20 protein-coding genes, 1 tRNA gene and 1 pseudogene are annotated in these 17,899 nt (G+C 71.4%); 12 read left to right on the plus strand and 10 right to left on the minus strand.

Annotated features, from left to right (window positions below; genetic code table 11):
• Positions 1-82 precede the first annotated feature (82 nt).
• Positions 83-169 (minus strand) — tRNA-Ser (locus tag EDC02_RS35015).
• A 140-nt stretch (positions 170-309) separates the two neighbouring features.
• On the opposite strand from EDC02_RS35015, the gene EDC02_RS35020 reads away from it, so the two are divergent.
• Positions 310-1,299, plus strand: a complete 990-nt coding sequence (locus tag EDC02_RS35020; protein ID WP_123606418.1) for an NAD(P)H-quinone oxidoreductase — start codon at positions 310-312, stop codon at positions 1,297-1,299.
• Here the strand turns inward: EDC02_RS35020 and soxR are convergent.
• The gene (gene soxR, locus EDC02_RS35025; protein WP_123606419.1) at positions 1,296-1,736 is read right to left on the minus strand and encodes a redox-sensitive transcriptional activator SoxR; all 441 of its coding nucleotides are present in this window, start codon (positions 1,734-1,736) and stop codon (positions 1,296-1,298) included. The two genes, EDC02_RS35020 and soxR, sit on opposite strands and share 4 nt — an antisense overlap.
• Before the next feature lie 47 nt (positions 1,737-1,783).
• On the opposite strand from soxR, the gene EDC02_RS35030 reads away from it, so the two are divergent.
• Positions 1,784-2,617 (plus strand): transketolase, encoded by an 834-nt coding sequence (locus EDC02_RS35030; RefSeq protein ID WP_123606420.1) that lies wholly within the window; start codon positions 1,784-1,786, stop codon positions 2,615-2,617.
• Positions 2,610-3,506 carry a transketolase family protein gene (locus EDC02_RS35035; RefSeq protein ID WP_123606421.1) on the plus strand — a complete coding sequence of 299 codons (897 nt, stop codon included), beginning with the start codon at positions 2,610-2,612 and terminating at the stop codon, positions 3,504-3,506. The genes EDC02_RS35030 and EDC02_RS35035 overlap by 8 nt, the downstream gene beginning before the upstream one ends.
• A 58-nt stretch (positions 3,507-3,564) precedes the next feature.
• On the opposite strand, the gene EDC02_RS35040 is transcribed toward EDC02_RS35035, so the two are convergent.
• Positions 3,565-4,272, minus strand: a complete 708-nt coding sequence (locus tag EDC02_RS35040; RefSeq protein ID WP_123606422.1) for a glycosyltransferase family 2 protein — start codon at positions 4,270-4,272, stop codon at positions 3,565-3,567.
• Positions 4,273-4,433: 161 nt separating this feature from the next.
• Between EDC02_RS35040 and EDC02_RS40600 the strand changes: the two genes are divergently transcribed.
• On the plus strand, positions 4,434-4,610 hold the full coding sequence (locus EDC02_RS40600; RefSeq protein WP_158632417.1) for a hypothetical protein: 177 nt from the start codon (positions 4,434-4,436) through the stop codon (positions 4,608-4,610).
• 56 nt (positions 4,611-4,666) lie between these two features.
• Here the strand turns inward: EDC02_RS40600 and EDC02_RS35045 are convergent, their stop codons facing one another.
• Both EDC02_RS35045 and EDC02_RS35050 read right to left on the minus strand, forming a co-directional pair.
• Positions 4,667-5,119 (minus strand): hypothetical protein, encoded by a 453-nt coding sequence (locus tag EDC02_RS35045; RefSeq protein ID WP_123606423.1) that lies wholly within the window; start codon positions 5,117-5,119, stop codon positions 4,667-4,669.
• 55 nt (positions 5,120-5,174) lie between these two features.
• Entirely contained in the window at positions 5,175-6,383 is a 1,209-nt protein-coding gene (locus EDC02_RS35050; protein ID WP_123606424.1) for a thiolase family protein, read from the minus strand.
• Positions 6,384-6,682: 299 nt separating this feature from the next.
• Here EDC02_RS35050 and EDC02_RS42110 point away from each other — a divergent pair.
• Positions 6,683-6,862, plus strand: a pseudogene (locus EDC02_RS42110) (PH domain-containing protein); the annotation flags it as partial.
• 78 nt (positions 6,863-6,940) lie between these two features.
• Here the strand turns inward: EDC02_RS42110 and EDC02_RS35060 are convergent.
• Positions 6,941-7,879, minus strand: coding sequence for a rhomboid family intramembrane serine protease (locus EDC02_RS35060; protein WP_123606425.1), 939 nt, complete (start codon positions 7,877-7,879; stop codon positions 6,941-6,943).
• Positions 7,880-8,001: 122 nt separating this feature from the next.
• The gene (locus tag EDC02_RS35065) at positions 8,002-8,529 is read right to left on the minus strand and encodes a peptidylprolyl isomerase (protein ID WP_123606426.1); all 528 of its coding nucleotides are present in this window, start codon (positions 8,527-8,529) and stop codon (positions 8,002-8,004) included.
• A 195-nt stretch (positions 8,530-8,724) separates the two neighbouring features.
• Here EDC02_RS35065 and EDC02_RS35070 point away from each other — a divergent pair, with 195 nt between their 5' ends.
• Complete coding sequence (locus tag EDC02_RS35070; protein WP_123606427.1) at positions 8,725-9,282, plus strand: hypothetical protein; 558 nt, start codon at positions 8,725-8,727, stop codon at positions 9,280-9,282.
• A gap of 35 nt (positions 9,283-9,317) precedes the next feature.
• Here the strand turns inward: EDC02_RS35070 and corA are convergent, their stop codons facing one another.
• Complete coding sequence (corA, locus tag EDC02_RS35075; RefSeq protein ID WP_123606428.1) at positions 9,318-10,469, minus strand: magnesium/cobalt transporter CorA; 1,152 nt, start codon at positions 10,467-10,469, stop codon at positions 9,318-9,320.
• A gap of 72 nt (positions 10,470-10,541) precedes the next feature.
• Entirely contained in the window at positions 10,542-11,639 is a 1,098-nt protein-coding gene (locus tag EDC02_RS35080; protein ID WP_123606429.1) for a PLP-dependent aminotransferase family protein, read from the minus strand.
• Positions 11,640-11,742: 103 nt separating this feature from the next.
• Between EDC02_RS35080 and EDC02_RS35085 the strand changes: the two genes are divergently transcribed.
• The 5 genes from EDC02_RS35085 to EDC02_RS35105 are packed head-to-tail and all read left to right on the plus strand — an operon-like array spanning position 11,743 to position 15,529.
• On the plus strand, positions 11,743-12,219 hold the full coding sequence (locus EDC02_RS35085) for an NUDIX hydrolase (protein WP_305036228.1): 477 nt from the start codon (positions 11,743-11,745) through the stop codon (positions 12,217-12,219).
• Complete coding sequence (locus EDC02_RS35090; protein ID WP_123606431.1) at positions 12,216-12,983, plus strand: hypothetical protein; 768 nt, start codon at positions 12,216-12,218, stop codon at positions 12,981-12,983. The genes EDC02_RS35085 and EDC02_RS35090 overlap by 4 nt, the downstream gene beginning before the upstream one ends.
• Positions 12,984-13,036: 53 nt before the next feature.
• Positions 13,037-13,768: a sugar phosphate nucleotidyltransferase gene (locus EDC02_RS35095; protein WP_123606432.1), complete on the plus strand. Its 732-nt coding sequence runs from the start codon at positions 13,037-13,039 to the stop codon at positions 13,766-13,768.
• Complete coding sequence (locus tag EDC02_RS35100) at positions 13,756-14,823, plus strand: iron-containing alcohol dehydrogenase family protein (protein ID WP_123606433.1); 1,068 nt, start codon at positions 13,756-13,758, stop codon at positions 14,821-14,823. Before EDC02_RS35095 ends, EDC02_RS35100 begins: the two co-directional genes overlap by 13 nt.
• Before the next feature lie 7 nt (positions 14,824-14,830).
• The gene (locus EDC02_RS35105; RefSeq protein ID WP_233606599.1) at positions 14,831-15,529 is read left to right on the plus strand and encodes a CDP-alcohol phosphatidyltransferase family protein; all 699 of its coding nucleotides are present in this window, start codon (positions 14,831-14,833) and stop codon (positions 15,527-15,529) included.
• Positions 15,530-15,607: 78 nt separating this feature from the next.
• Here the strand turns inward: EDC02_RS35105 and EDC02_RS35110 are convergent, their stop codons facing one another.
• On the minus strand, positions 15,608-16,831 hold the full coding sequence (locus EDC02_RS35110) for a glycosyltransferase family 4 protein (protein ID WP_123606435.1): 1,224 nt from the start codon (positions 16,829-16,831) through the stop codon (positions 15,608-15,610).
• 132 nt (positions 16,832-16,963) lie between these two features.
• On the opposite strand from EDC02_RS35110, the gene EDC02_RS35115 reads away from it, so the two are divergent.
• A complete protein-coding gene (locus EDC02_RS35115) occupies positions 16,964-17,878 on the plus strand; it encodes an IS982 family transposase (RefSeq protein WP_123601185.1) in 915 nt (304 codons plus the stop codon).
• Positions 17,879-17,899: the final 21 nt, after the last annotated feature.

Genomic DNA, 17,899 nt, shown 5'->3' on the forward strand with positions numbered 1-17,899 from the left:
GGGCGGGCCCGGCTTCCTGCTGGTGCGTGTGCGGCCCTTGACCGGTACGTCACGGTCGAGGGCCGCTGTGCGTCCGGTGGAGCGGAGGGCGTGGGATTCGAACCCACGAAGACATTGCTGCCTTACCGGTTTTCAAGACCAGCGCCATCGGCCACTAGGCGAGCCCTCCCGGTGCGAGGCGAGCCGGAGACGGTCGGCTGCCGCGCCGCTGTGCCCTAGTGTGCCACGGGCCCGGAACCGGTGCCCGGCCCCGTGGTTAACGCGGCAGTAGCCGCCCGGCAACCGGCCCGACCGGGTAAGACTGATGCCATGCATGCGATCACCGTGCCGCAGCCCGGCGGGCCCGACGCCCTGGTCTGGGCCGAGGTGCCCGACCCGACCCCCTGCCCGGACGAGGTGATCGTCGACGTCGCCGCGACCGCCGTCAACCGGGCCGACCTGCTGCAACGCCAGGGGCACTACCCACCGCCGCCGGGCGCGTCGCCGTACCTCGGGTTGGAATGCTCCGGGGTGATCAGCGCGGTCGGCGCGGACGTCTCCCACCACAAGGTCGGCGACCAGGTGTGCGCGCTGCTGGCCGGCGGCGGGTACGCCGAGCGGGTCGCCGTGCCCGCCGGGCAGCTGCTGCCGGTGCCGGCCGGGCTGAGTTTGGTCGACGCCGCCGCGCTGCCCGAGGTGGCCTGCACCGTCTGGTCGAACGTGGTCAAGCTCGCCGGGCTGCGGGCCGGCGAGTCGCTGCTGGTGCACGGCGGCGGCAGCGGGATCGGCACGTTCGCGATCCAGCTCGGTGCGGCGCTCGGCGCGACCGTGCTGACCACCGCCCGCGCGGCCAAGCACGAACAGCTGCGGGCGCTCGGCGCCCACCACACGATCGACTACACCACGGAGGATTTCGTTGCCCGCGCCCGCGAGCTGACCGGCGACGGTGACGGCGGGGTGGACGTGATCCTGGACATCATCGGCGGTGCCTACCTGGAGCGCAACGTGCGGACACTGGCCACCGGCGGCCGGTTGACGATCATCGGGTTGCAGGGTGGACGAAGCGCCGAGCTGAACCTGGGTGCGCTGCTGGCGAAGCGGGCCACGATCTTCGCGACCGCGTTGCGGTCCCGGCCGCTCGCCGAGAAGGCGGAGATCGTCCGCCGGGTGCACGACCAGGTCTGGCCGCTGGTCGCCTCGGGTGCGATCCGCCCGGTCATCGACCGCCGGATGCCGATGGCCCAGGCGGCGCAGGCGCACGGCATCGTCGAGAGCAGCGACCACCTTGGCAAGGTACTGCTGGTGACCGGGGAGAGCTAGCCGCCGTCGAGCAGGATGCGCGGGCCGGGGCCGGCTGCGGCGAGCTGGTCGGCCGGGTTGTACAGCGTGCACGACCGCAGCGACAGGCAGCCGCAGCCGATGCAGCCGGTCAGGTCGTCGCGCAGCCGGGTGAGCAGCGCGATCCGCTCGTCCAGCCGGGCCTGCCAGCGCTGGGACAGCCGCGCCCAGTCGGCCTTCGTCGGGGTACGCGACTCAGGCAACTCGTCCAGCGCCTGGCGGATCTCGTCCAGCGGCACGCCGATCTGCTGGGCGATCCGGATGAACGCCACCCGGCGCAGCTCGGTGCGGTCGTACCGGCGCTGGTTGCCGCCGGTACGACCGGCCCGGATCAGCCCGATCCGCTCGTAGTACCGCAGCGCGGACGGTGCCACCCCGGACCGGGCGGCCAGATCGCCGATGGTCAGTGTCCGATCCATCACAACACCCTTGAGTTGAAGTCAACTTCAACTTGCAGGGTAGGGGCATGTCAGCCTTCATAGCCAGCCCGGTCGCGGCGCCGCACCCGCCGCCGACCCCCACCGGGTACGCGGCACTTCCACCGCCAACCCCCACCGGGTACGCCGCACTTCCGCCGCTGCTGCGCCGGATCACCGGCGACGAGAAACACGAGCCCAGCGCCAACTCGACGTTGGACGTGCTGTGGGTCCTCTACGACCGGATCCTGCGGATCAGCCCGCAGACCGTCGACGCCGCCGACCGCGACCGGTTCCTGCTGTCCAAGGGGCACGGGCCGGCCGCCTACTACGCCGTACTCGCCGCGAAGGGGTTCATCCCCGACGCCTGGCTCGACGACCTGGCCGGGCCGGACAGCCCGCTCGGGCACCACCCGGACCGGCTGCTGGTGCCCGGGGTGGAGATCGGCTCCGGCTCGCTCGGGCACGGACTCGGCCTCGGCGTCGGCATGCTGCTCGGCCTGCGCGCCCAGGGCCTGACCTACCAGGCCGGCGGGGCCGGCGGGGCCGGTCGGGTCGGCGGAGCGCGGGTCTACGTCCTGGTCGGCGACGCCGAGCTCGACGAAGGGTCGAACCACGAGGCGATCGCGTACGCCGGCAGCCGGCAACTCGCCGAACTGACCGCCATCGTCGTCGACAACGACTCAGCCACCCACGGCTGGCCCGGCGGGCTGGCCAGCCGGTTCAGCGTCAACGGCTGGACCACGACCACCGTCGACGGCCGCGACCACGAGGCACTGACCGCAGCGCTGACCGGACACGACGGCGTACGCCCGCACCTGGTGGTCGCCCGGACGCCGGCCAAGTACACCACCTCGGACGGCAAGGAGGACGGTCATGCGTGACGCCTTCACCCGCGCCACCACCGGCCTGCTGGACGACGATCCGCGTACCGCGTTGGTGCTGGCCGACATCTCGGCCGACGCGTTCGCCCCGGCCGCCCGCCGGCACCCCGACCGGGTGCTCAACGTCGGCATCCGCGAACAGTTGATGATCGGCGTGGCCGGCGGGCTGGCGTTGACCGGGCTGCGGGCCATCGCCCACTCCTACGCGCCGTTCCTGGTCGACCGGGCGTACGAGCAGATCAAGCTCGACCTCGACCATCAGGGCGTCGGCGCGGTGCTGGTCAGCGTCGGCGGTTCGTACGACGCGGCGGCGGAGGGCCGCACCCACATGTCCCCCGGTGACGTGGCGCTGCTGGACACGGCCGGACCGTGGACGGTGCACGTACCGGGCCATTCGGACGAGGTCGCGCCGTTGCTGCGCGCGGCGGCCGGTCACGACGGTGCCGTCTACCTGCGGCTGGCCGCACGCGGCAACCGCAGCCGGCACGGTGACGGGGTGTCGGGCCGGCTGGTGACGGTGCGTCGGGGCAGCGGGGGAGCCCCGGTCGTCGTCGCGGTCGGCCCGATGCTCGACCCGACGTTGGACGCGGTCGCCGGGCTGGACGTGACGGTGGCGTACACGAACACGCCGCGCCCGTTCGACGTCACCGGCCTACGGATGCTCGCCGATCATCTCGATCCGGTGGTGGTGCTGGTCGAGCCGTACCTGGCCGGCACGTCCAGTCACCTGGTCGGCGCCGCGCTGGCGGACCGGCCGTACCGGCTGCTGTCGTTGGGCGTCGGCCGGGAGGACCTGCACCGGTACGGCAGCGCGGCGGACCACGACCGCTGGCACGGGCTGGACCCGGCCGGGCTGCGACGCTCGGTCACCCGGTTCGTCACCGGCTGACCGGCATTCGTCAGCGGCTGCCCGGATTCGTTGGCAGCTGGGCGGGAGACGGCGGGGCTCAGGCGCCGGGGACGGCACGCCCCTGGCGCCGGGTCCGCTCCCGACCCAGGATCCACAGTGCCTCGACCCCGTCCTTCCAGGTGATCTTCTTGCCTTCCTCGCGGCCCCGGGCCCGGTAGGAGATCGGCACCTCGTACGGGCGGATCCGACGGCGCAGCAGCTTGCCGGTGACCTCCGCCTCCATGCCGAACCCGCGCGAGCGCACGTCGAGTGAGCGGTACAACGACAGCGGCAGCAGCTTGAAGCAGGTCTCCAGGTCGCCGATGTAGGAGTTGAACATCACGTTCGCCGCCGTGGTCACGGCCTTGTTGCCCATCACGTACCAGAAGCTGTAGGCGCTGTGGCTGCCGAAGGTCCGGTTGCCGTAGACCACCGTGGCGCGGCCGTCCAGCACCGGCTCGAGCAGCTTCGGGATGTCCTGCGGGTCGTACTCGAGGTCCGCGTCGAGGATCACCATGTAGTCACCCTCGGCGGAATCCACCGCAGTCTTGATCGCCGCGCCCTTGCCGGCGTTGCGCGGATGGGTGATCACCCGCAGCCGTGCGTCGTCGACGCTCTCCAGGATCGCACCGGTGCCGTCCCGGCTGCCGTCGTCGACGACCAGGAACTCGATCTCGCACGGATAGTCGACGGCGAGCGCCTGCTTGAGGGCATCGCCGACCCGCGCTTCCTCGTTGTAGACCGGCATGAGGATCGAGAGCTTCACGGTGGTCTCCGAATGAATACGGTGGCAGTGGACCTAGACTAGCCCAACCCGTCGGGGCGTACGGGCCCGGTGAGCCGCAGGTGCGCGCCCAGGTCGCCCGAAAGATTTTCGGCGGTGGTCGACTTCCACTCGGAGTAATGGTGGGCGGTAATCTCGCCCCCATGGGCGAGAAAGATGATCTGCCGGGACCGAGGAGACGGCGGCCGCCGATCTGCCCGAAATGCCTCGGTGCCGGCAAGGCCTTCACCTTCGCCCTGATCAGTGGCCGCACCCGTGAGGTGTGGTTGAAGTGCTCGGCTTGTTCCGGGTCGATCCAGTCGCCGATCGCCGGTCCGTGACCGGCTGGCCGCCGGCCGCTACGCCTACGCGGCATGCCGGCGGCTGTTACCGCCAGTCAGGCGGCGGCACCGCTGCGGGCGTCCAACGGGCGGGCCAGGAACGCGTAGCCGAACAGGGCTTCGATGTGGCTGGCCCGAGCCGGGTCACCGGCCTTGATGAGGAACCGTTCCCGGATGCCGTCGACGGCGGTGACCGCCAGTTCGACGATGCCGGCCCGCGCATCGGTGGTCCAGGTGACGTGGTCGAGGTGACGCAGTTCGCTGTTGAGGTGCAGCCGTAGCCGGCGCCACAGCAGCGTCTCCTGGGTCACCACCAGTCGCCGCCTGGTCAACAGGAGCAGGTAGTCACCCTGCATCGGCTGGTCGGGGCGTTGGCACCGGGTGACGAGCACGGTGCGTTCGTTGGGCGAGACACAGCGGCGGAACACCGGCATGTGCCGGCTGGTGGTCGAGATCGGGACGGCGGTCTCAGCCGCCGCCGGCAGGAACGTGCGGGAGAAGACGTCCATGTCGTGTTAACGACACGTCAATACGCAATGACTCGGGGTGACGGCGAAATTTCAGCTACAGAATTTCCACGATGGTCGCGTTGGCCATCCCGCCGCCCTCGCACATCGTCTGCAGCCCGTACCGGATGCCGTTGGAGCGCATGTGGTGCAGCAGCGTGGTCATGATCCGGGCACCGCTGGCCCCGAGCGGATGACCGAGCGCGATCGCGCCGCCACGCGGGTTCAGCCGGGCCGGGTCAGCACCGGTCTCGGCCAGCCAGGCGAGCGGAACCGGCGCGAACGCCTCGTTGACCTCGTACACCCCGATGTCGGTCAGGTCGAGCCCGGACCGGCGCAACGCCTTCGCCGTCGCCGGGATCGGGGCGGTCAGCATCATCACCGGATCGTCACCGGCCACCACCGCGGTGTGCACCCGCGCCAACGGCCGTACGCCGTGCGCCCGGGCCCACTCCGAGGTGGTCACCGCGAGCGCCGCCGCGCCGTCGGAGATCTGTGACGCGGATCCGGCGGTCACCACCCCGTCGGCCCGGAACGGGGTGGCCAGCTCACCGAGCTTCGCCAGTGAGGTGTCCCGGCGGATGCCCTCGTCGGCACCGAACTTGTCGGCACCGGAGGCGGTCGCTGGCCGGCCCGCCGCGGCGTCGTCGGTGACCGGCACCGGCGCGATCTCGGCGTCGAACTCGCCGGCGTCCTGGGCGGCCGCCGCCCGCTGGTGGCTGGTCAGCGCGAACTCGTCCAGCGCGGTACGCGACAACCCCCAGCGCCGCGCGATCAGCTCGGCGCCGACCCCCTGGTTGAACGGAACGGGATCGTCCGCGACGACGCCGTCGACGCCCCGGTACCGGTCCCGCACCTGGTCGCCGAACGGCCGCCCGGCACCGGTACTGGCCCCCATCGGCACCCGGGTCATCGACTCCACGCCGCCGGCCACCACCAGGTCGGCCTGCCCGGAGATCACCGTGGCGGCCGCGAAATGCAGCGCCTGCTGGCTCGACCCGCACTGCCGGTCGACGGTGGTGCCGGGCACCGACTCCGGCCAGCCCGCCGCCAGTACGGCGTTGCGCCCGATGTTCCAGCTCTGGTCGCCCGACTGGAACACGCAGCCCCAGACGACGTCGTCGACGTCGGCCGGTTCGAGGCCGGTCCGCTCGGCGAGCGCCCGCAGCACGTGGCTGGACAGTTCGACCGGGTGCACCGACGCCAGGGCGCCCTTGCGTCGCCCGATCGGGGTCCGGACCGCTCCGACGATGACCGCGTCCCTCATGCCTACCTACTCCCGGGTAACTCTCGTTTCCCGAATCGTACGCCGCGACCCGCGCGACTGGCAGCCTCGACCAACGCGACTGGCATCGTCTGCCGGTGCACAGCCATCCTTGACCGGTGCACAGCGAACCCACGGAGCTGACCTGGCGGGTCGCCGGCAAGATCCCGGCCGGCAAGATCGCGGTCGCCGTACTGATCGGCACCGCCGGCCTGCTCCTCGGCGACGGCGATCCGGTCCGGCTGGTCCTCGCGCTGCTGGCCGCCGCCGGCCTGGTCGGCTGGGCGGTGCGCGACCTGGTGGTGCCGGTACGGCTGACCGCCGGGCCGGACGGGGTCGGCGTCGTCACCGGTTTCGCCCGCCGGCACACCATCGCCTGGGACCGGATCGAGTCGATCAGCGTGGACCGCCGCGGCCACCGGGGCATCCGCAGCGAGTTGGTGGAGATCGACGCGGGCGACTCGCTCCACCTGATCGGCGGCAACGAGCTGGGTGGCGCCTCGCCGGACGAGGTCGCGGCGGCACTGCAGAGCCTGCGCCCGGCCGCGCCCGGACCGTCGTCAACCGGCGTGCACCAGGGCTATCCGGGCCACCGTGACCAGGATCAGGAACAGCAGCACGGCACCGGCACCGACCGCCTGCACCACGGTCCGGTTCGTACGCGGAGCGTAGGCCAGGATCGCCCCGATCAACCCGCCGGTGATCAGACCGCCGAGGTGACCGGCGATCGACAGGCTGGACACGGTGAAGGTCAGGATCAGGTTGATCACCAGGATGCCGACCACCGCTGAGGTGTCCCGCTTCAGCCGGCGTAGCACGATGAAGAACGCGGCGAACAGGCCGAAGACCGCGGTGGATGCGCCGGCGGACAGCGCACCCGGGTCGACCAGGTAGGCCGCGACGTTGCCGCCGAGCCCGGCGATCAGATACAGCGCCAAGAACCGGGCCGGCCCGAGCACCGCCTCCAGGTTGCGGCCGAGCACCCACAGTGCCCACATGTTGAACAGCAGGTGCAGCAGCCCGTAGTGGATGAACATCGCGGTAATCAGCCGGTAGACGCCGCCGCCGTCGATGCCGACGAAGACGTCGCCGTACCCGGGCAGCGCCCCGGAGAGGACAGTGCCGTTGGGCCGGACGGTGACGTCCGGGCCGATCACTCCGCCGAACGCGTGCAGCCGCCCGGCGGCCGAAAAAAGCCCGGCACCGAGCAGTGAGCCACCGCCGGAGATCGCCACCCCGATCAGGGCGACGACCGCGTTGACGCCGATCAGGACCTTGGTGACGATGCCCTGTTGGCCGGCGGCACTGCCGCCGAAGGCAGTGCGCGCCGACCGCTGGGTCCGTCGCCCCTCGGCGACGCACTCCGGGCACTGGTGCCCGACCGCCGCGTCCCGCATGCAGTCAGGGCAGATCGGCCGCTCACACCGGGCGCACCGGACCCAGGTCTCCCGGGACGTGTGCCGGTAGCAGACCGGCACCGTCGGGGCCGGATCACTCATCACGCCACCTCACTGCGCCGGTGCCGACGACCCGCGCCGAGAGCCGGCAACCCCGGTGCTCGCTCATGAGCGCCAAGGTTACCCGGCGGGTTTCGCGGCGGCCGCCTCGTGACCGACCGGCTTCAGCCGACCCGCTCGATCTCCACGCGGTTGATCACCACGTCGCTGAGCGGACGGTCCGCCGGGTTGGTCGGCGTGGTCGCGATCGAGTCGACGACCTTCGCCGAGTCCTGGTCCGCCACCTGGCCGAAGATCGTGTGCCGGTTGTTCAGGTGGGTGGTCGCGCTGACCGTGATGAAGAACTGCGAACCGTTGGTGCCCGGTCCGGCGTTCGCCATCGCCAGCAGGTACGGACGGTCGAAGCGCAGCTCCGGGTGGAACTCGTCGGCGAACGTGTAGCCCGGGCCACCCCGACCGGTGCCGGTCGGGTCGCCCATCTGGATCATGAACCCGCTGATCACGCGGTGCGAGATGGTGCCGTCGAAGTACGGACCGCTGCCCGGCTGACCGGTGCGCGGGTCGGTGTATTCGCGGGTGCCCTCGGCGAGCTCGACGAAGTTGCGGACCGTCTTCGGTGCGTGGTTGGCGAACAGCTCCAACCGGATCGGTCCGTGATTGGTGTGCAAGGTGGCGTAGACAGCCTCAGCCACGGGTACTCCTCAGTTGTTGGTCAGTTCCATGCGGATCCTCCCATGTGCCCGATCCGGTCACACGGAGGCACCCGAAGGTGGAGGATGACGGCGTAACGACGGCACAGGAGGTAGGCAGCGGTGTTGAGGATCTCCAGGCGCGCCAGGCGGCGGGATCTCGTCCGAGCGGAGCTCGGCGAGAGCCTAGATCATTTCATGCAGGCAGCGACGCACGCGGCCGGGGGCGTCGGGGCCACCGTCGGACCCCGGATCCACGCCGCCCGGGACGCGGTGGCACCCACCGCCGACCGGGTACGCGGCTCCGCGTCCGAGGGCATGACCGCGACCATGGCCACGCTGGCGCCGCTGGCGGTGGCCGCCGCCGACGGGGCCCGCCAGGCCCGCCGGGCAACCAGGAAGGCGAAGACGAAGAACATGAAGAACATGAAGGCAGCGAAACGGACCGCGATGCCGGCGATGAAGGCGAAGCTCGCCTCGTCGAAGCGTGCCAAGCACAGCCGCCGCCGCTGGCCGATGATCGTCGGCGTGCTCGCGGCGGGAGCCGCGATCGGCACCATCGCGGTACGGCGTCGCCAGGCCGCCCAGTGGGAGGAGTACGACCCGGGTCAGGCGCTGGACACGATGCGGGCGGCCGGCAGTGCCACCCACGAGTCGGTCACGCCGATGCCGGCCGACGGCGGCAAGCCGCACGGCGACCCGATCTCCGCGATGGACAGCGACCCGACGACGACCGCCCGCAACGGGCGCGCCTGAGTACCGGCGGTCGGACCGGCGCACGGTTGGCGGGTTCAGAGCCAGCCGTTGCGCCGGAACGACCGGTACAGCACCAGTGAGATGCTCAGCATCAGGGCGAGCACGACCGGGTAGCCGAACTCCCAGCCGGTCTCCGGCATGAACTCGAAGTTCATCCCGTAGATGCCGGCCAACGCGGTCCACACCGCAGCGATACCGGCCCAGGCGGCGATCTTGCGCATGTCGTTGTTCTGCGCCACGGTCACCTGCGCCAGCCGGGCCTGCAGAATCGAGTTCAGCAGATCGTCGTACGCGTTGACCTGCTCCACCACCCGGCTGAGATGGTCCTGCACGTCCCGGAAGTAGCGGCGGACCTCGGCCGGCACGTCCTCGTTGATCTCGGCGGTGAGAGTCATCATCGGCCGCTGCAGCGGGGCGACGGTGCGCTTGAACTCCACCAGCTCCCGCTTCAGCTGGTAGATCTCGTGCACCTTGTCACTGGCCTCGGGCGAGAAGACGTCCGCCTCGACGGTGTCCAGATCGGTCTCCACCCGGTCCACCACCTCCAGGTAGAGGTCCACCACCCGGTCGGTGATCGCGTACGCCACCGCCCACGGCCCCTGCACCATCAGGTCCCGGTTGCGTTCCAGGTCGGCCCGGACCGGCGCCAACCGGCAGGCGTCGCCATGCCGGACGCTGATCACGAAGCCCTGCCCGATGAACAGCATCACCTGGCCGGTCTCCACCACCTCCGAGTCGCCGGTCAGCTTCTCGTGGTCGACGTACCGGGCGGTCCGCAGCACCAGGAAGTTGACCTCGCCGAACTGCTCCAGCTTGGGTCGCTGCTCGGCCTTGACCGCGTCCTCCACGGCCAGCTCGTGCAGCCCGTAGGTGTCGGCGATGCCGGCCATCTCGGCCGAGCTCGGCTCGTGCAGCCCCAGCCAGACGAACGCGTTGCGCTCCCGGCGGGCGGTGGCCAGCGCCTCGGGATGCTGCCACGAGCCCGGCTGGCGGATGCCGTCGATGTAGAGCGCGCAGTCGACGACCCCGCTGCGTTCCTCGACCGGCGCGGGGTCCGGCGCGAGCGGAGTCTCGGTCGAGTTGAGCATCCGGCTGACCGCCCGGACCGGGGCCGTCCAGGCCCGCGACAACGCCCGGCTGCTCCCGCCGTCCGGCCACCGCTGCTGCCCACGGTCCTGGTCAGCCATCCGCCCGTCTCCTTCCCGGCACCCCGGCACCCCGGCACCCGTCCGGCCGAAGCCGGCAGAGACGCCGGCCGGCTACCCGGCGCGTACCTCGTCGATCGCGGCCGCCAACCGGCGTACGCCTTCGTCGATCTGACCGACGGTGACCGCCGAGTACGCCAACCGCAGCGCGTGTTCGCCGCCGTCGAGCAGGAAGTCACTGCCCTTGACCACCGCGACACCGCGCCGCGCGGCGACCGGCACCAGCGCGTCCACCGCCACGTCGTCCGGCAGGTCGACCCAGAGGAAGTACCCGCCGTCCGGCTCGGTGAACCGTACCCCCGGGATGTGCTTGCGCAACGACTCGGCCAGCAGTCGCGCGCGCTCGGCCAGCGCGGTGCGCACCGTGGCGATCGACCGGTCCAGGTCGCCGGAGACGCAGAACTGGTGCACGATCGCCTGGGCCACCATGCCGGGCGAGATGTACAGGTTGGTGGCGCGCGCCGCGATCGTCTTGATCAGCCCGGCCTCGCCGACCAGGTAGCCGACCCGGACCCCCGGGCAGACCGTCTTGGTGAAGCTGGAGGCGTGCACCACCACGCCGTCGGTGTCCAGCGACAGCATCGACGGCAGCGCCTCGCCGCGGAACCGGATGTCGGCGTACGGATCGTCCTCGAAGATGGTGAACCCGAACTCGGCCGCGAGCTCCAGCAGCGCCCGCCGCTTCGGCAGCGACAGCGTCACCCCGGCCGGGTTCTGGTAGTTCGGGATGACGTGCGCCAGCCGCGGCCGGACCCCGGACTCCAGCAGCTTGCGCAGCTCGTCGGTGTCCAGCCCGTCCGGCTGCAGCGTCACCGGGTGCACCTCGGCACCGAGCTGGCGCAGGTTGAGCAGCGTCCGGTCGTACGTCGGCCGCTCCACCACCACCGCGTCGCCCGGCTGCACCAGGTGGTCGAAGAGAAACGCGTCGGCCTGCAGCGACCCGTTCGTCACCAGCACCTGCTCCGGCGCGACCCGGTGCTTGTCGGCGATCCAGCGGCGCAACGGAACGTAGCCGACGGAGGTGCCGTAGGCGGTCACCCCGGCCGGGTCGGCGTCGAAGGCCCGGCCGGCGGCGGCCTTCAGCCCGTCGATGTCGACGATGTCCAGCGAGGGCGCCCCACGGGCGAACGAGATCAGCTGCTCGGCGCTCATGGGTGCCAGCGTACGACCTGCCCGGCCGATCACCGCCGGCTGGTGCGCCAGCACACACGCTGGTCCTGGTTCTTCCCCCGGGGTGCTCGCTAGGGTCACAGGCGTGTCCGCCCCACCCCCCGACCGTGCGGCAGCCAGCGAACCGCTGCGCTGCGTCGCGGCGCTGATCGTCGACGACGACGGCCGGATCTTCTTCCAGCGCCGGTCGCCGCAGCGTCGACTGTTCCCCGACACCTGGGACATCGCCGGCGGCCACCTCGAAGCGGGCGAGACGCCGATGGAAGCCCTGCACCGGGAGGTACACGAGGAGACCGGGTGGACCGTCTCGCACATTCTCGCCGAGGTCGGCGAGTACGCCTACGTCGGCAACGACGGCATCGCCCGGGTCGAGCTCGACTATCTGGTACGGGTCGACGGTGACCTGGCCAATCCGCAGCTCGAAGCCGGCAAGCACACCGAGTTCCGCTGGCTCGCCGCCGACGCGCTCGAGGTGCTCGACGAATCGGCCCACGTGAACGACGGGCTGATCCGGCGGATCGCCGAGAACGGCTTCGCCGTACTGCGCTCCCTGGGCCTGTGAGCGCCGGCGACCAGCTGTGGCTGCCCGGTCACCGGTGCGCGGCGCTGACCGCCCCCGTCGTCGACCGGGTGCACCGGGCCGCGATGGCCGCCGCCGACACCGCCGGGGCCGAGCTGCGTCAGCGGTACGGCGGTCCGGCCGCGGTCGGCTACCTGGTCGACCTGCGGACCCGGCTGGCCGCGCCGGCCGGCCTGGTCGACGCCGCCGGGTTCGCCGCCGTCACCCGATACCAGGACTCGGCGAGCTGTCAGCGGGTGCTGGACAAGCAGGTCGCGTACGGGATGCTGGTGCGCCATCCGGACGGGGCGCTGCGGGCCACCGAACGCGGCGGCGCCTTCCTCACCGACCTGTACGCGCTGCACGCCACGGTGACCGGGCAGATCTGGGGGGCCGAACACGCGGCCCGGCTGGTCCGGCTGGTCGAACTGACCGGTCGGCTGCTGGCCGCCGCGCTGGCCGACAGTGACACCGGTGGGCAGGACGCGTTCCGCGCGGTCGCCCCGCCGTACGAGCCGGAGGGCACCCCGGCCGGGGTGCTGCTGCTCAACCGGCTCACCGTGCTGCGCTACCACCGGGCCGACGCGCACGCCGCCGCCTGGGCCGCCGCCGGGCACACCGCCCGCAGCATCGTCGACCTGCCGCCCGGCCCGGCCCGGCTGGCCATCGAGCAGGAGACCGACCGCCGGGCGGCCGGCCCGTACCAGGCGCTGGAGCCGGAGCAGCGGTTGACGCTGCTCGCCGACCTCGCCGCGCTTCCCGGCTGATGCCGCTATCCTCCACCGGTACCCCACCCACCCCTCACCAGGAGGACCGTCTGATGATCGGTCTCGTGCTCGCTGCCGGAGCGGGACGGCGGCTGCGGCCGTACACCGACACTCTGCCGAAAGCGCTGGTACCGGTCGACGGGGAGACCACGATCCTGGACATCGGGCTGCGCAACCTCGCCGCCGCCGGGCTCACCGACGTGGTCGTCGTCGTCGGCTACGCCGCGGACGCGGTCCGGACCCGGCAGGCCGACCTGCAGGACCGGCACGGCGTGAAACTGACCCTGGTCGACAACGACCGCGCCGAGGAATGGAACAACGCGTACTCGCTGTGGCTGGCGCGGGATCACTTCGCCGCCGGTGCGCTGCTGGTCAACGGCGACACCGTGCACCCGGCCAGCGTCGAGCAGACGCTGCTGGCCGGGCGCGGGCCGGGCATCCTGCTCGCCGTCGACACGGTCAAGAAGCTCGCCGACGAGGAGATGAAGGTCGTCTTCGACGACGCCGGGCAGCTGACCCGGATCACCAAGCTGATGGATCCGGCACAGGCGCACGGCGAGTACATCGGCGCGACGCTGATCGAGGCGTCGGCCGCCGCCGGGCTCGCCGAGGCGCTGGAGGCGACCTGGCGGCGCGACCCCAACCTCTACTACGAGGACGGCTACCAGGAGTACGCCGATCGTGGCGGTGAGGTACGGGCAGCGCCGATCGGCGACGTCGACTGGGTCGAGGTGGACAACCACGACGACCTGATCAAGGCGCGGGACATCGCATGCCGCTACTAGCCCGTACCGTGCACACCCCGCTCGCCATCGACGTGCGCCGGGGTGCCGTCGCCGGCCTGGGCGCGCTGCTCGCCGACCGCCGGATCTCCGCCGGCGGCGAGGTCGCCGTGGTGGTCGGCCCCGGCCAGGGCGAACGGATCGCCGAGCTGATCGCTCCCGGGCTCGGCCGGGCCGACGTCTTCACCGTCGCCGGCGGCACCCTGGAGGCCGCCCACGAGCTGGGCGAGAAGCTGCGGCAACGCTCCTACGACGCGGTCGTCGGCATCGGCGGCGGCAAGACCATCGACACCGCCAAGTACGCCGCCTCCCGGTACGCCGTACCGATGGTGAGCGTGGCGACCAGCCTGGCCAACGACGGGATCGCCTCCCCGGTGGCGTCGCTGGACCACGACGGCGGGCGCGGGTCGTACGGCGTGCACATCCCGCTGGCGATCGTGGTCGATCTGGACTTCGTCTCCGACGGCCCGGACCGGCAGACCCGGGCCGGCGTCGGTGACGCGTTGAGCAACCTCAGCGCGGTCGCCGACTGGGAGTTGGCGCACGCGGTCCGCGACGAGCCGATCGACGGTCTCGCCGTGACGCTGGCCCGCACCGGAGCGGAGGCGCTGATCAGCCACCCGGGAGGGCTCGGCGACGACGCGTTCCTGACCACCCTCGCGGAGGCGTTGATCCTGGGCGGGATCGCGATGGCGGTGTGCGGGTCGAGCCGGCCGGCCAGCGGCGGCTGCCACGAGATCTCGCACGCCCTCGACCTGCTGCACCCCGGTGCCGGTTCACACGGCGAGCAGGTCGGGCTGGGTGCGCTGTTCTGCACCTTCCTGCGCGGGGACCAGCTGCGGTTCGGGCAGTTGGCGGCGGCGCTGCGCCGGCACGGGCTGCCGGTGCGCCCCGCTGACCTGGGGCTGACCGACGACGACTTCGTCGCCGCCGTGCTGCACGCCCCGCACACCCGGCCGGACCGGTACACCATCCTGGAGCACCTGCACCTCGGTGCGGATGCCGTCCAGGAGCGGCTGGCAGAATACCTCGGTGCCCTCAGCATGCCCGCAAGGTGAACAAACGGTGGCCGTTCCGTTCCTGAAAGACTTCTTTCAGGCGAACAGGGGGGGTGGGCTGTTCAGCGAGACGGTCAGCCAGCGGCTGGGGGCGGTGTTCGCGTACGCCGCCGCCCGGCTGCGGTTGGCACCGACCGTGCTGACCGTGGCGAACCTGCTGCTCGGGCTGGCCGCGTCGGTGGTAGTGATCGCGACCGCCGACGCGGTGGCCGACGGCTCCGTCCCGGCCTGGCTGATCGGGCTGGTCGCGCTGGTCGGCTGGCAGATCGCGTACGCGCTGGACTGCGCCGACGGGCAGTTGGCCCGGGTGACCGGGCAGACCAGCCCGGCCGGTGCCCGGGTCGACGTGCTCTGCGACGTGGCCGCGCAGATCGCGCTGGTCACGGCGCTGTCCGCAGTGGCGGTGGCGCAGCTGCCGGAAACCCCGGTGTGGCTGCTCGCGGCGTTCGCCGGCACCTGGATGGTGAACCTGGTGACCTCGGTGATGCAGGCCGGCCCGAACGCGGCCAGCATGGTCACCTCGACCTCGCTGCCCGTACGGCTGGTGAAGCTGATCCGCGACTACGGAGCGGTGGTCACCGTCGCCGGGCTGGTGCTGACCGCCGCTCCGGTGCTGACGGTCTGGCTGATCGCCGCGTTCACCGTGGTCAACGGCGGCTTCCTGCTGGCCAGCATCACCTTCTCCGCCCGCTCCGCCCTCCGCTGATCAGTTGACCGGCCTCGCCGGCCTGAAGATCAAATGACAAAAATTCGGGATGGCACCGGCGTGTCGGCCGGTTTTTCATCAACTGATCTTGGTGGCGACCGCGTCGTAGACGGCCAGGTGCTGCTTCATCACCACGTCGGGGTGGAAGGTGGTCTCGTAGCGGGTACGGGCGACGCCGGCCAGCGCGGCGGCGCCGTCGCGGGCGAACGACAGGGCGGCGGCGAGTGCGGCCGCCTCCGGCGGTACCACCCAGCCGGCAGCAGTGGTGGCGTTGGCGGGAACAGCACCGGCCGGGCCGGCAATCCCGGCCCCGGCGGAGTCGGCGCCGACCAGGTAGGGGATGCCGCCGAGGGCGGTGCCGAGCACCGGCCGGCCGCTGGCCAACGCCTCGATCACCACGGTCGGCAGGACGTCGTGCCAGGTGGAGACGGCCAGCACCACGGCGCTGGCGCGCAGCGCGTCGCGTACCGCTGATCTGTCCAGCGGGCCGAGGAAGTCGATGTCGGTGCGGCCGGCGGCGGCCGAGGCGACCAGCGGCCGCAGCTCGCCGTCGCCGCCGATGCGCAGTGTGCCGAGCGACCCGTCCGGGTGCCGCTGCCAGGCGTCGAGCAGCAGGCCAATGCCCTTCTCCGGGGTGAGCCGACCGAGAAAGAGGAAACCGTCGCCGAGCGGGGCGGGCGGGCCGGGATCGGCGATCGCGTTCGGCTTGACCACGATCCGCTCGTCGGGGACGCCGTAGTCGCGCAGGTGCCCGGCGACCGCCGAGGTGAGCGCGATGAACCGGTCGACCGAGCGCCAGGTGGGCCGGTGCAGGGCCAGGGTCGCCGCCATCACCGCGCTCTGCGCCCGGGAGCCGCGGTAGCAGCGGTGCACCACGCCGGGCAGGCCGATCGCCCGCCCCCGGCAGTCGGTGCAGATCCGGCCGTCGCGGAAGTACAGCCCGGCCGAGCAGACCTGCCGGTAGTTGTGCACGGTGTGCACCACCGGCACCCGGTGCCGGTGCGCGGTGCGGATCGCCCAGGGCGAGATCAGCGGGTACGGGTTGTGCAGGTGCAGCACGTCCGGCCGGTGCTCGGTGAGCAGCCGGTCCAGGTCGCGTTGGGCGGCCGGGGCGTAGCTGGGCGAGATCGGCAGCAGCGCCTTGCCGGTGGCCGGCAGCGCCGGAATGTCGTCGGAGCTGCGCAGGAACGGAATCACCTCGACGCCGGCGGCGGTGAGCTGGTCGATCTCGCTGTCGACGATGACGTTCTCGCCGGACGGCTGGGCCTGCCGGTATCGGTTGTGCGCCACGACGACTCTCACCGGTCCACCCTCCTGCTCGACGTCGTCAGACGCTACCGTCTAGATGATCGATTCCAAGGGATACGGGGTAGCAAGCGGACGCGAGGGCATCCATGATCAACGTTGCCTAGGCAGCGAAACCATGGAGGCCACGTGCACGTCGATCTGGACACCCTCGCGACCGCACTGTACGTCAGGATCGACGACGAACTGAAGGCGTCCCCGCACCTCAACCGGTGGCGTCCAGCGGTCGGCATCACCGCCCGGATCACCGACGCCGAACTCATCACGGTGTCAGTGATGCAGGCACTACTCGGCTACCACAACGAGACCCGCTGGATCCGCTACGCCCGCAAATCCATCATCCACCTGTTCCCCCACCTGCCCAAACAGCCCGGCTACAACAAACGGCTGCGAGCGCTGACCACCCAACTGGCCCACTTCATCACGGTGCTCGCCACCGACACCGACCCGTGGCGGCACCCGATCCGGATCGCCGACTCCACACCCGTGCCCTGCGGCACATCCCGCGAGACGGTGCAGCGTTCCGACCTGGCCGGCTGGGCCGGCTACGGCTACTGCGCCTCCCACTCCCGGCTGTTCTGGGGACTACGCCTGCACCTGGTCACCACGGTCCACGGACTGCCGGTCGCGTTCGCCCTCACCAACGCCAAGACCGACGAACGTGAAGTCCTCATCGACCTGGTCACCCTGCAACCCGGCATGTTCCACCACCCCGACGGGGTGATCCTGGTCGTGGACAAGGGCTACCGCGACCGCGACACCGAAATCTGGCTCAACGACAACGATGTCACCGTCGTACGCCCCGCGTACCGCACCGAACCCGCACGACCCGGCCGGGGCCTGCTCCGCGCCGTCCGGCAGACCATCGAATCAGTCAACCAGACCTTCAAAAGCCAACTCGACCTCGAACAGCACGGCGGCCGGACCATCACCGGCGTCGCCGTCCGGGTCCTGCAACGCGTCCTCGCCCTGACCGCCGCGATCTGGCACAACTGGCACACCGGCCAACCGACCCTGCGCTCCCTGACCGCATTCGACCACTGACCCCTTGGAATCGATCATCTA

The sequence above is a fragment of the Micromonospora sp. Llam0 genome, assembly GCF_003751085.1.
Classification (GTDB): Bacteria; Actinomycetota; Actinomycetes; order Mycobacteriales; family Micromonosporaceae; genus Micromonospora_E.